Origin of the sequence: Actinomadura viridis (assembly GCF_015751755.1) — a bacterium.
Lineage (GTDB): Bacteria > Actinomycetota > Actinomycetes > Streptosporangiales > Streptosporangiaceae > Spirillospora > Spirillospora viridis.
This window is the reverse complement of sequence record NZ_JADOUA010000001.1, coordinates 6133284-6148158: the sequence shown is the minus strand read 5'-3', so window position 1 is coordinate 6148158 and position 14875 is coordinate 6133284. Positions and strand designations below refer to the sequence as shown.

11 protein-coding genes are annotated in these 14875 nt (G+C 74.3%); 4 read left to right on the top strand and 7 right to left on the bottom strand.

Translation table 11 applies throughout. The annotated features are described in order from the left end of the window. Window positions 1-186 precede the first annotated feature (186 nt). Both IW256_RS27810 and IW256_RS27805 read left to right on the top strand, forming a co-directional pair. A complete protein-coding gene (locus IW256_RS27810) occupies window positions 187-702 on the top strand; it encodes a hypothetical protein (protein WP_307829136.1) in 516 nt (171 codons plus the stop codon). Window positions 703-805: 103 nt separating this feature from the next. Next, a complete protein-coding gene (locus IW256_RS27805; RefSeq protein WP_197013757.1) occupies window positions 806-3514 on the top strand; it encodes an ATP-binding protein in 2709 nt (902 codons plus the stop codon). 79 nt (window positions 3515-3593) lie between these two features. On the opposite strand, the gene IW256_RS27800 is transcribed toward IW256_RS27805, so the two are convergent. The 4 genes from IW256_RS27800 to IW256_RS27785 form a co-directional block, all read right to left on the bottom strand. Beyond that, window positions 3594-4304 (bottom strand): HAD family hydrolase, encoded by a 711-nt coding sequence (locus IW256_RS27800; RefSeq protein WP_197013756.1) that lies wholly within the window; start codon window positions 4302-4304, stop codon window positions 3594-3596. Then, window positions 4301-5137 carry an alpha/beta fold hydrolase gene (locus IW256_RS27795; RefSeq protein ID WP_231403956.1) on the bottom strand — a complete coding sequence of 279 codons (837 nt, stop codon included), beginning with the start codon at window positions 5135-5137 and terminating at the stop codon, window positions 4301-4303. Before IW256_RS27795 ends, IW256_RS27800 begins: the two co-directional genes overlap by 4 nt. Before the next feature lie 138 nt (window positions 5138-5275). Next, window positions 5276-7117 carry a glycosyl hydrolase family 18 protein gene (locus IW256_RS27790; RefSeq protein ID WP_231403955.1) on the bottom strand — a complete coding sequence of 614 codons (1842 nt, stop codon included), beginning with the start codon at window positions 7115-7117 and terminating at the stop codon, window positions 5276-5278. 236 nt (window positions 7118-7353) lie between these two features. Then, window positions 7354-7839, bottom strand: a complete 486-nt coding sequence (locus tag IW256_RS27785) for a MarR family winged helix-turn-helix transcriptional regulator (protein WP_197013754.1) — start codon at window positions 7837-7839, stop codon at window positions 7354-7356. 75 nt (window positions 7840-7914) lie between these two features. Here IW256_RS27785 and IW256_RS27780 point away from each other — a divergent pair, with 75 nt between their 5' ends. Continuing rightward, a complete protein-coding gene (locus IW256_RS27780; protein ID WP_197013753.1) occupies window positions 7915-8322 on the top strand; it encodes a cupin in 408 nt (135 codons plus the stop codon). A 78-nt stretch (window positions 8323-8400) separates the two neighbouring features. Here the strand turns inward: IW256_RS27780 and IW256_RS27775 are convergent, their stop codons facing one another. Together IW256_RS27775 and IW256_RS27770 are read right to left on the bottom strand one after the other, a co-directional pair. Then, a complete protein-coding gene (locus tag IW256_RS27775) occupies window positions 8401-9045 on the bottom strand; it encodes a LuxR C-terminal-related transcriptional regulator (protein ID WP_197013752.1) in 645 nt (214 codons plus the stop codon). Next, on the bottom strand, window positions 8997-10289 hold the full coding sequence (locus IW256_RS27770; RefSeq protein WP_197013751.1) for a sensor histidine kinase: 1293 nt from the start codon (window positions 10287-10289) through the stop codon (window positions 8997-8999). The genes IW256_RS27775 and IW256_RS27770 overlap by 49 nt, the downstream gene beginning before the upstream one ends. 270 nt (window positions 10290-10559) lie before the next feature. On the opposite strand from IW256_RS27770, the gene IW256_RS27765 reads away from it, so the two are divergent. Further along, window positions 10560-13064, top strand: coding sequence for a Tex family protein (locus IW256_RS27765; RefSeq protein ID WP_307829409.1), 2505 nt, complete (start codon window positions 10560-10562; stop codon window positions 13062-13064). Between the two features lie 148 nt (window positions 13065-13212). On the opposite strand, the gene IW256_RS27760 is transcribed toward IW256_RS27765, so the two are convergent. Then, the gene (locus IW256_RS27760) at window positions 13213-14577 is read right to left on the bottom strand and encodes a hypothetical protein (protein ID WP_197013749.1); all 1365 of its coding nucleotides are present in this window, start codon (window positions 14575-14577) and stop codon (window positions 13213-13215) included. Window positions 14578-14875: the final 298 nt, after the last annotated feature.

Sequence of the window (14875 nt, the reverse complement as noted above, 5' to 3'; positions counted from 1 at the left end):
GGGATGACGGCGCGCACCGCCGGGCCGGGCCGGGCACGATCGCCCGTTCCCCTGCCCGGCGCGGCTAGCTCGCCGCCCCACCTCGTGGAAGGCCATGGCTCTTTCCGGATCACTGGTCATGTCGACGCTGGAAGGTCCGGCCAAAATACGTCGCGCCGGTGCCCGGAGTCACCTCATTATCGAGGGGTGCGAGACGCCCGTTCCTACGCCTATGAGGGTCCGCCCGAGATCCGCGCGCGGGTCCGTCCCGGGCTGGACGGCGGCGTGCCGATCGGCTCGGCCGCCGACGCGTGCCGCTGGCTGGAGGGCCGGGATCGCGACGAGCGCGACGAGCCGTTCACCTACGTGGTCGATCTCGGCGGCACGCTCCTGCTCGCCCCGCGGCGCAGCGAGCACGTGGCGTGCGCGGGCGGCGCGCCGGTCCTGGCCGCCGGGGAGATCACCTTCGACGGCGGGGCGGCCGTGGTCGCGGTCACCAACCAGTCCACCGGCTACCGTCCCGACCCCTCCTGCTGGCCGGCCGTCGCCGCGGCCCTGGACCGGGCCGGGCTGCGGCGTCCCGGGGGCTTCACCGACGCGTTCGCCTTCCGCCGGTGCGCCGAGTGCGGCCAGCTCAACCTGGTGAAGGACGCGTTCCCCGGCTGCGCCGTCTGCGACGCCGACCTGCCGGACCCGCCGGGGGAGGGCGGCCCGGACGCCTGATGATCACTGAGAGGTCATCCGCTCGTCGCCCACGGAGGGGTTCACATCGGCCTCCGATCCCGAGATCGTAGGGCCCGGGGGCGATGTCTCAGGGAGACGGGGGATGCGCATGCCGAGGGGAACGTCCGGTTCCGACCCCTCCGAAGCCCCGCCGCCCTCCGGGCCGCGGGCCGGCCGGGACCGGCGGGCCCGGCTGGCGGCGCCCTGGATCGTCGGCGGGCTGACCGCCGTCATCACCGCCGTCACGACCTCGCTGGAGTCCCTCACCCTGCCCGAACCGGTGCGGCTGGGCGTCGTCGGCGGCGTCGCGGCGCTGGCCGGGCTGGCGGCGTGGGGCACCCAGCAGGGCGGCGGCGACGGCGGCTCGGGAAGGACGGACCAGGCCGGCGACCCGGCACCGGCCGCGGTCCCGGCGCAGCTCCCGCCCGTGATCGCGCACTTCACCGGCCGCGACCGGTCGCTGGCCGAGCTGCGCCGCGCGTTCGCCCCGGAGAGCGGCTCGCCGGTCGCGCCGGTGGTGGTGTCGGTGCACGGCCCGGCGGGGGTCGGCAAGTCCGCGCTGGCGGCCCGGTTCGCGCACGAGATCGCCGAGGACTTCCCCGACGGCCAGCTCTACTTCGACCTGCGCGGCGACCTGGCCGGCGGACCGCCCGGCGGCCCCGGGGACCCGGCGGACCGGGAGGCCCGGGTCCGGCCCGAGGAGGTGCTGATCGGGTTCCTGCTGGCGCTGGGCGTCCGGCTCACCACCGACCCCGGCGGCCTCCAGGAGCTGCGGAAGCTGTGGTGGACGTGGGCACGCGGACGCCGCCTCCTCGTCCTGCTCGACAACGCCCACGACGCCGACCAGGTGCAGGCGCTGCTCCCGCCGGTCGGCGGCTGCGCGGTCCTGGTGACCTCGCGGCAGCCCCTCTACCTGCGCAACACCTTCGACCTGCGGCTCCAGGAGTTCACCGCGGCGCACGGCGTGGAGCTGCTGCGCCGTCTCGCCGGGTCCCCGCGGGTGGCCGCGGACCCCGAGTCGGCCGCGGCGATCGTCGAGCTGTGCGGCCGGCTGCCCCTCGCCATCGGCATCTGCGGCGGGCGGCTGGCGGCGCGCCGGAGCTGGACGCTGCGCGAGATGGCCGGCCGCCTCCAGGACGAGCGCCGCCGCCGCCTGGACGAGCTGGAGATCGCCCGCAACATCGACGGCAGCGTCCGGGCCAGCCTCCAGCTCAGCTACGACGACTGCACCGGGACCCAGCGGCGGCTGCTGCGGGCCCTGGGCCTGCTCGCCGCGCCGGACGTCCAGGCGTGGGTGGCGGGCGCGCTGCTGGACGTCTCCGACCTGGAAGGGGGCGACCACCTGGAGGCGCTGGTGGACGCCCAGCTCGTGGAGTGCACCGGCACCGACGCCACCGGGGAGATGCGGTACCGCCTGCACGACCTGGTCCGCCTCTACGCGCGGGAACGGGCCGAACGGGAGGACTCCGGCGACGAGCGGCGCGCGGCGATCGAACGGGTCCTGGACGGGTACCGGGAACGCGCCGAGGCGGTCGCCGCCGCCCGCTGGCCGCAGGACTGGCACCGCCGCTCCGGCACGGGCCGGACGGCGGCCGGCCGTGTCGGCACGGGACGGGCGGGGCCCGCCCGCGCGGAGGCCGGCGGGGCGGCGGGACCCGGCGCCGCGTCCGGACCGGCCGCGATCGACTGGCTGACCAGCGAGCGGCCCGCCCTGCTCGCCCTTCTCGACCAGGCCGCGGACCGGGAGATGTGGGGGCTGGTCTGGCGGCTGGGCCGGGCCGCGTGCTCGCTGTTCCATTCGCTGCGGGTCTTCTGGCAGGAGTGGCGGACGTTGGCGGAGCTGACCTGCGCCGCCGCCCGGCGCCTGGACGACGGGCGGTCGCTGGGCATCGCCCTGCTCGAACGGGCCACCGTGTCCGTCGGCCAGGGGCAGGCGGAACGGGCGCTGGCCGACCAGACCGAGGCCCTGGAGATCTTCACCGGGCTCCGGGAGGGATGGTGGCGGGCCCGCGCCCTGCGAGCGGTGGGGATGAGCCTGCGCGACGCCGGCAACATCGACGAGAGCCAGCGTTACCTGCTGGAGGCCATCGAGGTGTTCGAGAACGAGGGCGATCGGTGGTGGCACGCCCGCGCGCAGCGCAACCTGGCCGAGCTGAGGCTCGCCCAACGCCGTCCGCAGGAGGCCAGGGAACTCCTGGAGGATGCCCTGGACGTCCTGCGCCGCAACGGCCACCGTTACTCCGAGGCCCAGACGCTGCGCGCGCTGGGGGAGGTGCTGGCCGCGGAGGCCCGTGCCCTGCACGCGGCCGGTGACCTGCACGCCGCCGAGGTCAAGTTCAGCCTGGCCGCGCCCACTCTGGAACGGGCCGCCGAGGCCTTCCGGTTCCGGCACGAGCAGTGGGAGGAGGCCCGGTGCCTGCGTGCGGCCGGGGAGGTGGGCGATCCCCGCAACGGCCTGCGCGAACTCATCTTCGTACGGCAGGCCAAGGAGATGCTGGAGAGCCTCGGTGACTCGTGGGGCGTGGCCCGGACGCGGGTGTCGGAGGGCCGGGCGTTCGGGCGGCTGGAGCGGCACGACGAGGCGGCGGCCTCGGTGCGCCAGGCCATCGCGGCGTTCGACGACCTCGGGGACCGCTGGTGGCAGGCCCGCAGCAGGCGCGCGCTCGCCGAGGTCCTCATCGAGGCGGGGCGCGACGGCGAGGCGCGCGGGCCGGCCGCCGAGGCACTGGAGATCTACCGCAGCCTCGGCAACGCCGCCGGTGAGAGCCTGGCCCGGGACGTCCTGGCCCGCGCGTCCGGGCCCGCCGCCTGAGCCGTTTCGGCGGGAGCACCGACGCTTGAGCCGTTCGGCGGGAGCCCCGACGCCTGAGCCGTCAGACGGGGACGCGCCGTCAGCCCAGCAGCGCGGGCAGCCGGGCGAGGGTGGTGATCCTCGGGACACCCGGATCGTCCGGGACGGCGCCCGCCGTGCCGCCCTCCCCCGGACGGTCCAGCCACACCCCCAGCATTCCGGCCGCCCGCGCCCCGAGCGCGTCGGTGGTCAGGCGGTCGCCGACGTACCCGGCCCGCCCGGGCGCCACCCCGATCGTCCGGCAGGCCAGATGGAAGATCTCCGCGGCGGGCTTGGCCGCCCCCGCCTCGCCGGAGATCACCACGTGCGGGAACCGGTCGGCCAGCCCGAGCCCCTCGATCTTGGCCCGCTGCTGGGCGCCGTCCCCGTTGGTGATGATCCCGATCGGCACCGCCCGGGACTCCAGGGCGTCCAGGCAGCCGGCGACATCGGGGAAGACCCGCCAGGCGTCCCGGTAGCGCTCCAGGTAGGCGGCGATCCAGGCGTCCGCGCGGGCGGCGTCCCAGTCGCCCAGGCCCAGCTCGGCCGCCAGTATCGTGACCCGGACCCGGCGCTGCTCGGCGAACCCCAGCTCACCGGCCAGGTACCGGGCGAAGACCAGTTCCTCCAGCTCCAGCCAGCGGCGCGCCACGTACGCGGCGTCGGTGCCGGGCAGGCTCGCCGCGGCGGCCGCGGCGGCCGCCCCGGCGTGGTCGAGCAGGGTGCCGTCGAGATCGAACAGCACGGCCTCGACGGGCTCGGCCCGGCTCATCGGGCCTGCTCCCGGAGGAAGCCGAGCAGCGCGGCGGTCAGCTCGGCGGGGGCGTCCTCCTGGACCAGATGGCCGGCCCCCTCGATCAGGTGGAGCCGGGCGCCGGGGATCGCGGCGGCCAGCTCGTGCGCCTTGGCCACCGGGATCCACGCGTCGTCGGTGCCCCAGCACACCAGTACCGGCAGGTCGATGCCGCCGTACCGGGCCTGGATCTCGTCGGTGTGGCGCTGGTCGGCCTGCGCGATCTGGCGGTAGAACGCCGGCTGCCCGGACTCGCCGAGCCAGGGCTCCACGAGGGCGTCCAGCGTCGCCGGGTGCAGGCCGGGCCCGCCGGTGGTGGACACGTACTCGCGGACGAGCGCCCGGTGCAGGCCGGGCGGGAGCTGCTCGAAGACCCGCGCGTTCGCGTTGACCAGGCGGAAGAACGGCGAGCCCCACGGCGCCAGCGCGACCGGGTCGACCAGGGCGAGCGCGCGGTAGCGGGCACCGTGCAGCAGGTGGGCCCGCAGCGCGACCGCGCCGCCGAAGTCGTGCGCGACGACCAGCGGTTCCGCAAGGCCCCAGTGCTCCAGCAGTTCCGCGAGGACCCGGCCCTGCGCGGCGAGGGAGACGTCCTGCCCTTCGGCCTTCTCCGAGGCGCCGTAGCCCGGCATGTCCCACACGTGCACGCGGTGGCCGGCGGCGAGGGCGCGGCCGACGTGCCGCCAGACGTAGGACGAGAACGGTGTCCCGTGGCACAGGACGAGCGGCGGGCCGCCCTCCTCACCGAAGACGCTCCAGCGCACCTCCCCGGAGGCGCTGGTGTGGGTCCGGTCCAGCTTCCACTCGTGCAAGCAGTCCTCCTCGGGCGTCCTGTGTCCGTATGGCCACCCGCCGATTCTGTCAGGAGGCACGCTGCCGTGACTCATGACGGCAAGGCCCCGGCCCCCCTGGCAGGGGGCCGGGGTCCTCGTTCCCGTAGGCGGCTCTCGTCAGCCGAGGCCGTTGCGCATCGCGGTGATCAGTTCGCCTCCCGTGGTGTCGCCGCTCAGCTCCCAGAAGAAGGACCCGGCCAGTCCCTGGTTCTTGGCGTAGGTCATCTTGCCGCCGATGGTGGCCGGGGTGTCGTAGCTCCACCACTGGTCACCGCACTTGGCGTACGCGGTGCCCGCCACGGTGCCGGTGGAGGGGCAGCGGCCCTTGAGGACCTTGTAGTCCTCGATGCCCGCCTCGTACGTGCCGGGCGCCGCGCCGGTCGCCGAGCCGCCGGGCGCGCTCTGGGTGACGCCCCTCCAGCCGCGGCCGTAGAACCCGATGCCCAGCAGCAGCTTGCTCGCCGGCACGCCCTTGGACCTGAGCTTCTGGATCGCGGCGTCGGAGTGGAAGCCCTGGGTCGGGATCCCGTCATAGGAGGTCAGCGGCGAGTGCGGGGCGGTCGGCCCGTCGGCGTCCCAGGCGCCGAAGAAGTCGTAGGTCATCGGCAGGTACCAGTCGACGTACTGGGCCGCGCCGCCGTAGTCCGCCGCGTCGATCTTGCCGCCCGCGGTGCCGTCGGCGGTGATGGCCGCGGTGACCAGGTTGCCCGTGCCGAACCGCGAGCGCAGCGCCGACATCAGGTTGCGGAACGCGGCGGGGCCGCTGGTGTCGCAGGTGAGGCCGCAGGCGTTGGGGTACTCCCAGTCGATGTCGATGCCGTCGAACACGTCCGCCCAGCGCGGGTCCTCCACCAGCTTGTAGCAGGACTCGGCGAACGCGGCGGGGTTGGCGGCGGCCTGGCCGAAGCCGCCCGACCAGGTCCAGCCGCCGAACGACCAGATCACCTTCAGGTGCGGGTGCTTCTTCTTGAGCTTGCGGAGCTGGTTGAAGCTGCCGCGCAGGGCCCCGGCGTCCCAGGAGTCGGCCTGCCCGTCCACGCTCTCGCCCGCCTGGTAGAAGCGGTCGTAGTCGGCGTAGCTGTCGCCGATCGTGCACTGGCCGTTCTGGACGTTGCCGAAGGCGTAGTTGATGTGGGTCAGCTTGGCGGCCGAACCGCTGGTGTCGATGTTCTTCACGTGGTAGCCGCGCTGGTAGACGCCCCATTGGGCGAAGTAGCCGATCACCTTGCCGCCGCCGGGCCCGGTGCCGCCGCCCTCCGCGGTGGTGACCGTGAGGGCGTTGGAGGCGGCCGAGACGTTCCCGGCGGCGTCGCGGGCCTTGACCGTGAAGGTGTAGGCCGTCTTCGCCGACAGCCCGGACACGGTGGCCGTGGTGCCCGTCACGGTCGCCGCCTTGGCGGTGCCCTGGTAGACGTCGTAGGCGGTGACGCCGACGTTGTCGGCGGCGGCGTTCCAGGCGAGCGCCACGCTGGAGGAGGTCGTGCCGGTGGAACGCAGGTTCGCGGGCGCGCCCGGGGCCTCGGTGTCGGCCGGGGCGCCCGTACCGTCGCAGGCGCCGCCGTTGACCGTGCAGCCGGAGATCCAGCCCGGTCCGGTGCCGCCGAAGCCGAAGCTCGCCGTGCCGCCGGCGGCGATCGTGGCGTTCCAGCCCGCGTCGGTGAAGGTGTAGCGGTTTCCGGAGACGCTCCTGGTGGTGTCCCAGCTGGAGCCGATGGAGGTGCCGGCCGGCAGGTCGAACTCGACCTTCCAGCCGTTGAGCGCGCTGCCCGTCCCGTTCGTGACGGTGCACTTGCCCTCGAAGCCGGTGCCCCAGTCGGAGGTCTTCGTACAGGAGGCGGTGACCGCCGCCGCCCTGGCCTGGTTCGCCGCCGCCGGCGGTCCCGCCGGCAGCGTCGCGGTCATCGCGATCGTCAGCGCGCCGCCGAGCGCGAGCGCGCGCCGTCCACCCGGTCTGGACATGGTTCTCCGTTCAGCTCGACCCCCGAACCCAACAGGAACCCCCCGCTCTCTTAGGAAAGTTTCCTAAGAATTGGCCCGATGCTAACCGGGCCCCGGAAGGGCGGCAAGGGGCCGGGAGCCGCTGGTGGCGGGGCTCGTGCGGCGCGGGCGCGGTGGTCTGCGCGGCGGCCTGCGGACGTACGGTCGGCCCCGCCGCGATCCTGCCCGGAAAAAATCTCCGCCCCGCCCGGCGCCGCTCAGCCGCTCCCGAACCAGCCCGGGACGTCCAGCCGGAAGAGGTCCCCGGGGGCGAGCCGGCGCAGGTCGCCCTCCAGGGCGCGCAACCGTTCCTCGCCCAGTTCCCCGCTCCAGCGGGCCCTGACGCGCTCGAAGGCGGCGGCCGAGCGCGCCAGCGAGTCGACGCCGCGCCCGGTGAGCCGGACGACCTTGCGGCGGGCGTCCCGGGAGTCGGCGGCGCGCTCGACGTACCCCAGCCGTTCCAGCGTCTCGACGGTCTTGCCCGCGGCCTGCTTGGAGATGCCCAGCCGCTGGCCCAGCTCCACCGCGGTCGTGCCGTGCGGCCCGATCGCCTGGAACACGAACCCGTGCATCGGGCGCAGGTCGGGATGGCCCTCGCGGGCGAGTTCCGCGTGCACCTCGTCGATGGCCGCGCGGAACGCCATGAGCATCCGCAGCGGGAGCTCGAAGCCCGGCCCGGCCGGTCGTTCGGCGTCACTTGACATAAAAGACAACCTCATTGACTATATGGGGACCGATCAATCGACAACCTCTTTGTCTATCTTAGGGAGCCGTGGGAGATGACCCTCATCCGCCATGCCGAATGCCGCCGTACCGAGACGCCCAACGGAGTGATGACCACGCTGGCCTCGCCCACCCAGGGGGACGCGGTGATGGCCGTCTGGCGCGTGGACATGACCCCCGGCCGCCGGGGACCCCTGCACGCCTTCGACACCCAGCAGGTGTGGAGCTTCCTGGAAGGGAGCGCGACCATCGATCTCGGCGGGCGCGGCCTCGGCGTCGGGCCGGGCGACACCGTGGTCCTCCCGGCCGACGTGCCCCGCCAGGTGACCACCGAGGAGGGCTTCGCGGCCATCGTCACGGCACCGGCCGGGGCGCGGGCCTACAACCCCTCCGGAGTCGGGGGCGAGCCGTGCGACCTCGCACCCAAGGACGACGAACGGATCGTCCCGCTCTGGGCCCGCTGACCCGCCGCCACGGGGACGCGCGACCCACCGACCCACCGGACACGGGGACACGGGGACGGAGGCCAGAGCGGGCGGCGGTCAGGCGCCCAGGTACGCCAGGACGGCGAGAACCCGGCGGTTGTCGTCCTCGGACGGAGGCAGCCCCAGCTTGCTGAAGATGTTGTTGGTGTGCTTGCTGATGGCCTTCTCGGTCACGAACAGGCTGGAGGCGATCGCGGCGTTCGACCGCCCCTCGGCCATCAGCCCGAGCACCTCGCGCTCGCGGGGGGTCAGCGCCTGGAGCGGCTCCTCGCGGGCGTGCCGGGTCAGCAGTTGCGCCACCACGTCCGGGTCCAGCGCGGTGCCCCCGCCGGCCACCCGCCGTACCGCGTCCACGAACTGGCTCACATCCGACACCCGGTCCTTCAGCAGGTAGCCGATGCCGCCGGAGCTGTCGGAGAGCAGCTCGCGCGCGTACAGCTGCTCGACGTGCTGGGACAGCACCAGCACCGGCAGCCCTGGGACCTGCTCGCGGGCCTCCAGTGCGGCCTTCAGCCCCTCGTCGGTGAAGGTCGGCGGCAGCCGCACGTCCACCACCGCCACGTCCGGGCGGTGCGCGGTCAGGGCCCGCAGCAGCGAGGGCCCGTTGTCGACCGCCTCGACGACCTCGAAGCCGAACGCCTCGAGCAGCCGGATCAGCCCGTCCCTGAGGAGGGCGAGGTCCTCGGCGATGACAACGCGCACGGCAGCTCCATGGTCACGATGGTGGGCCCGCCCGGTGGGCTGGTGACCGCCATCGTCCCATCGAAAGCGGCCAGCCGCCGTTCGATACCGCGCATGCCCCCGCCGGCGGCGGGATCGGCGCCGCCGGTCCCGTCATCGCCGACGATCATCAGCAGCCGGTCCCGGGCGTGCTCGATCTGGATCCAGGCACGGGTCGCGGCACTGTGCTTGGCGATGTTGGCCAGCATCTCGGCCACGGCGAAGTAGGCCGCCGACTCCACCGGGGCCTCCGCCCGCCCGGGAAGGTCGATCCGCACGTCCACCGGCAGCGGGAGGGTCAGCGCCAGCGCCTGGACGGCGCCGTCCAGCCCCCGCTCGGCCAGCACCGGCGGGTGGATGCCGCGGACCAGGTCCCGCAGCTCGCTCAGCGCCCGGCCGCTGGCCGAACGGGCCTCCGCCAGCAGCTCCTGGGCGGCCCGCGGATCCCGCTTCATCAGCTCCTCGGCCAGCCCGATGTTCATGCTCAGCGCGACCAGCCGGGCCTGCGCGCCGTCGTGCAGGTCCCGCTCGATCCGCCGCAGCTCGGCCGCCGAGGCGTCCACGGTCTCCGAGCGCGTCTCGGCCAGCTCCCGCACCCGCAGGGCCAGCGTCGTGCGCGCCGGCGCCAGCAGGGACTGCCCGAACAGGGCGTGCCCCTTGAGGACCAGCGGCCCCGCCTTGAACGAGAACGCCGTGAGCGCCGCGCCCAGCGCCACGGCCGCCGCCACGCTCAGCGGGCCGAACCGGTCCACCGGCCAGAACGGGCCCCAGCCGTAGAAGGTGATCCGACCGAGCCAGGGCGCGACGAGGACCCCTTCCAGGCCGTAGACGAGCATCGCCGCGGGCAGCAGCCCCAGCAGCAGGCCGAGCGGGATGTTCACCACCGTCCACAGCACGTCCCGCCAGGTCGCCGGGTCCCGCAGCAGCCACCACAGGCGCCGGAACGGTGAGCGCGTGTCCGGCTCGGGCCGGTACGGCACCGGGATCGGCACCCCCGACCACTCCGCCGCCCACACGCGCTGGGTGTTGGCCACCCCCCGCACGGCCAGGAGCACGACCGGGGCCAGCACCACCCCGACGCCCAGCGGGATGAAGGCGATCGACAGGACCGTCAGCACGAACAGGGGGATGCACACCGCCTGCGCCACGACCACCTGGACCAGCCCCCGGACACAGGTGAGAAGGCCGGTCCGGACGACCTCGCCGCCACGGTCACCGTCGATCATCGCTGCCTCCCGAACGTCCCCAACCCCGCCGGCGAGCCGCCGGCCCTCCCATTCTGGCGGGAGGCGCCGGGGACCTCAGTGGTGGTAGGCCCACCTGGCCGGAGGAGGATCCACCCCTGTGACGACTCCGGCCGACCTTCCAGGGGAACGCGACAACCGCGCCCGATCCCTGGACAATGCATGGCGACACTTCAGGGGAGAAAGCGAATCCAGATCGTGACTGCGTCCACCAGCCAGACACCCAACGACCCGGCCACCGCGCCGGGCGCCGTGCCGCCCGCCCCGCCGGTCACCGAGCGGATCGCGACGGAGCTCGGCGTCCGGGAGGGGCAGGTGCGGGTCGCCGTCGACCTGCTCGACGGCGGCGCCACGGTGCCGTTCATCGCCCGCTACCGCAAGGAGGCCACCGGCGCGCTCGACGACACCCAGCTGCGCGCGCTCGAGGAGCGGCTGCGCTACCTGCGCGAGCTGGACGAGCGGCGCGCCGCGATCCTGGAGTCGATCGAGTCCCAGGGCAAGCTCACCGACGAACTGCGGGCGCGGATCACCGCCGCCGAGTCCAAGGCGCGGCTGGAGGACATCTACCTCCCGTACAAGCCCAAGCGCCGGACCAAGGCCCAGATCGCCCGCGAGGCCGGGCTGGAGCCGCTGGCCGACCTGCTGCTGAACGACCCCTCGCACGAGCCGGGCGCCGCGGCGGCCGGCTACGTCGACGCCGAGAAGGGCGTCGCCGACGAGGCCGCCGCGCTGGAGGGCGCCCGCGCCATCCTGGTCGAGCGGTTCGCGGAGGACGCCGACCTGATCGGCGGGCTCCGGGAGCGCATGTGGAACCAGGGCCGGATGGTCTCGCGGGTCCGTGCGGGCAAGGAGGAGGAGGGCGCGAAGTTCGCCGACTACTTCGACTTCGCCGAGCCGTTCGCCAAGCTCCCCTCGCACCGGATCCTCGCGCTGTTCCGCGGGGAGAAGGAGGAGGTCCTCGACCTCGACCTGGAGCCGGAGGAGACCGGCGAGGAGCCCGAGCCGGGCGCGCGCAGCTCCTACGAGGCCGAGATCGCCCGCCGCTTCGCCATCGCCGACCGGGGCCGTCCCGGCGACCGCTGGCTGCTGGACGCGGTGCGCTGGGCGTGGCGCACCCGCATCCTGGTCCACCTGGGCATCGACCTGCGCACCCGGCTGCGGCAGGAGGCCGAGGACGAGGCGGTCCGGGTGTTCGCCGCCAACCTGCGCGACCTGCTGCTGGCCGCGCCCGCGGGGACCCGCACCACCATGGGCCTGGACCCCGGCCTGCGCACCGGCGTCAAGGTCGCCGTCGTGGACGCCACCGGCAAGGTGGTGGCGACCGAGACGATCTACCCGCACGAGCCCCGGCGCCGCTGGGACGAGTCCGTCGAGACGCTGGCCCGGCTCGCCCGCGCCCACGCGGTCGACCTGGTCGCCATCGGCAACGGCACCGCCTCCCGGGAGACCGACAAGCTCGCCGCGGACCTGATCGCGCGCCACCCCGACCTGCGGCTCACCAAGATCATGGTGTCGGAGGCCGGGGCGTCGGTGTACTCCGCCTCCGCCTACGCCTCCCGCGAGCTGCCCGACCTGGACGTCTCGCTGCGCGGCGCGGTCTCCATCGCGCGGCGGCTGCAGGACCCGCTGGCCGAGCTGGTCAAGATCGACCCGAAGTCCATCGGGGTCGGGCAGTACCAGCACGACATCTCGGAGGTGAAGCTGTCGCGCTCGCTGGACGCGGTCGTCGAGGACGCCGTGAACGCGGTGGGCGTCGACGTCAACACCGCCTCCGCGCCGCTGCTGACCCGGGTGTCGGGGATCGCCGAGGGGCTGGCGGAGAACATCGTCGCCCACCGCGACGCGCATGGCCCGTTCCGGACCCGGGCCGGGCTCAAGGACGTGCCCCGGCTGGGCCCCAAGGCGTTCGAGCAGTGCGCGGGCTTCCTGCGCATCCCGGGCGGCGACGACCCGCTGGACTCCTCCAGCGTGCACCCGGAGGCGTACCCGGTGGTGCACCGGATCCTCGACGCGGCCGGCGCCGACATCACGACCCTGATCGGCAACACCACCGTGCTCAGGGGTTTGCGGCCGGCCGATTTCGTCGACGACACCTTCGGGCTGCCGACCGTGTCCGACATCCTGGCCGAGCTGGAGAAGCCCGGCCGCGACCCGCGCCCGGCGTTCCGGACCGCGGTCTTCAAGGAGGGCGTGAACACGCCGGCCGACCTGGAGCCCGGCATGGTCCTGGAAGGGGTCGTGACCAACGTCGCGGCGTTCGGCGCGTTCGTCGACGTCGGCGTGCACCAGGACGGGCTCGTGCACATCTCGGCGATGTCCGACCGCTTCGTCGAGGACCCGCGCGAGGTGGTCAAGCCGGGCGACATCGTCCGGGTGAAGGTGCTCGACGTGGACCTGCGGCGCAAGCGGATCTCGCTCACCCTGCGGCTCGATGACGGCACCCGGGCCGGTGGCGAACGGGGCGGCGAGCGGGGCGGCCGGCGCGGCGACTCCCGTGACCGGGGACAGCGCCAGGGCGGACGCGGCGGCCAGGCCGGAGGTGGCGGCCAGGGCGGACGCGGAGGTCAGGGCGGACGCGGTGCCCAGGGCGGACGAGGTGGCCAGGGCGGCGGACGCGGTGCCCAGGGCGGGAGCCGCGGCGGTCCCGGCGGCGGCTCGGGCAGCGGCTCGGGGGGCGGCGCCATGGCCGACGCGCTGCGGCGGGCCGGGCTCGACAAGGGCCTGCCGGGCGGCAAGGACGACCGGCGCCGGCGCTAGCGGCACCGCCCGCGCCGTTCACCGGGATGCTGCTCGCGGCGTGTCACGGAATACGGACAGACCGTAACCGGGGCACGCCGCGAGGCGCCCGTGAAAAAGCTGGAACAAGCCAGGTTGGAACAACCGGAGAGGCGAGGGAACCGGACGGTCAGCGGCCGGTGTGCCCACCGGGGCCCGGCGGCCGGCGCCGGCCGTCCTCGCCCTCCCCACGCGGAGCGCCGCCGGACTGCTCCTGGATCTCGTACGCGTCGTCCTCGAAAGGGTTCCGGCCGTAGGGCCCGCGGCCGAGCGGGTCCTGGGCGTAAGGGCCGGGCCCGGGCGGGTCCTGGGCGGGCGGCCGGGTGGGGCCGCCGGCGTCGTACGAGCCGGGGCCGCTGCCGGGACGGGGACCGGGGACGAAGGTGTGCGGGCCCGTGCTCCGATCCGGCGCGGGCGGCCCGGAGCGGCCCCCGGGCGGCCAGTCCGGCGGCGAGCCGGGCGGGGTGTGCGGGGTGTGCGGGGTGTGCGGGCCCGGCGCGGACGGCGGCCGGGCGTGCGGGCCGTGGTCCGGCGGCGGCTGCCCGAAGGAGGACCTGCCCAGCAGGGAGGTCCCGGGCGCCGGGTCGCCGAAGAGGTCACGGGACCGCGCCTGTTCCGGGACGCCCGGGGCCTCGGGCTCTGGAAGGGGCCGGTGCCGCGGGAACTGGAGGAGCGCGATCGCGGCCAGCGCCAGCGCACCGAGGCGCATCGCGAAGTACCGCATGTCCTGCGGCCAGGGCTCCCCGTACATGAAGCTGCCGGTCACCAGCAGATGCGCCTTGGCGCTCACCGTCATCACGGTGGCCACGATGGAGACCCGGCAGCGCTGGAAGGCGATCATCAGGATGCCGAAGCCGACCACCGACGCCGCCACCGTCACGTACGGGTAGGGCGTGAGCAGGCTGCCGACGCCGATGCCGGAGTCGCTCCAGCCCTTGACGCACAGCTCGGCCGTGCCGATGGGGACGCCCGCGCCCAGCCCGTACCCGATTCCGGTGATCGGGCGGGCGTGCCGGCCGTCCGGGCGGTGCTCGCCGGTCAGCAGGAGTGCCAGCGGCACCACCAGCGCCGGGGCGACGATCACGGCCAGCTTCCAGAGCGGCACGTCCACCGCGCGGATCGGCGGCGGGTTCCCGATCGAGGCGGTGATCAGCAGCAGCGCCGCGCCGATCAGCACCAGGCTGAGCCATTCCCGGCCGGTCAGCCGGTCGCCGAAGAAGGCCAGAGCGACCAGCAGCAGCAGGATGACGCCGGACATGAAGATCGGTACGGCGATGCCCAGCGACAGCTCCGCCAGCGCCAGGATCTGCAGCGCGAGACCGCCGAGCACCAGGGCCAGGCCCGCGAGGAACACCGGGTCCGTCAGGATGACGCGGATCATGTGCCGGATCCGGTCGCCCCGCAACGGTTCCATCCGGTCGGCCGCCGGTTTGAAGATCGCGAAACCCGCGTAGTACAGACCGGTTGCGCCGAAGGCGGCAAGTATCCCGTTCATCCCGCATGATTATGGGGGCGCCGATGCTCAATGTCACACACTCGCAACACAATGGTGATGTCGATACGGTGGTGTTGTCCGTCTGGTACGCCGCTTCGTGCGGTGAGTGACCGTCCCCTCACCCGGATCCGGAAGTCGGTGAGGGGCAGGTGGGCGCGGTGTCGGCACTCGTCGCCCGTACCCCATAGACTTGGCGCGCGACGGCGCGGACCGAAGACAGGAACGGCGTGCCCGTGCCTGCCGCCTGAGAGACCGGCTGGCTGAGTACGCGTCGAACGCCGCGGCCGAGACAGCGCCC

Excerpts from the sequence above, each read along its gene's own strand:
- IW256_RS27805 (WP_197013757.1), top strand. The coding sequence starts at position 806 with ATGCGCATGCCGAGGGGAACGTCCGGTTCCGACCCCTCCGAAGCCCCG.
- IW256_RS27800 (WP_197013756.1), bottom strand. The coding sequence starts at position 4,304 with ATGAGCCGGGCCGAGCCCGTCGAGGCCGTGCTGTTCGATCTCGACGGC.
- IW256_RS27790 (WP_231403955.1), bottom strand. The coding sequence starts at position 7,117 with ATGTCCAGACCGGGTGGACGGCGCGCGCTCGCGCTCGGCGGCGCGCTG.
- IW256_RS27785 (WP_197013754.1), bottom strand. The coding sequence starts at position 7,839 with ATGTCAAGTGACGCCGAACGACCGGCCGGGCCGGGCTTCGAGCTCCCG.
- IW256_RS27780 (WP_197013753.1), top strand. The coding sequence starts at position 7,915 with ATGACCCTCATCCGCCATGCCGAATGCCGCCGTACCGAGACGCCCAAC.
- IW256_RS27770 (WP_197013751.1), bottom strand. The coding sequence starts at position 10,289 with ATGATCGACGGTGACCGTGGCGGCGAGGTCGTCCGGACCGGCCTTCTC.
- IW256_RS27760 (WP_197013749.1), bottom strand. The coding sequence starts at position 14,577 with ATGAACGGGATACTTGCCGCCTTCGGCGCAACCGGTCTGTACTACGCG.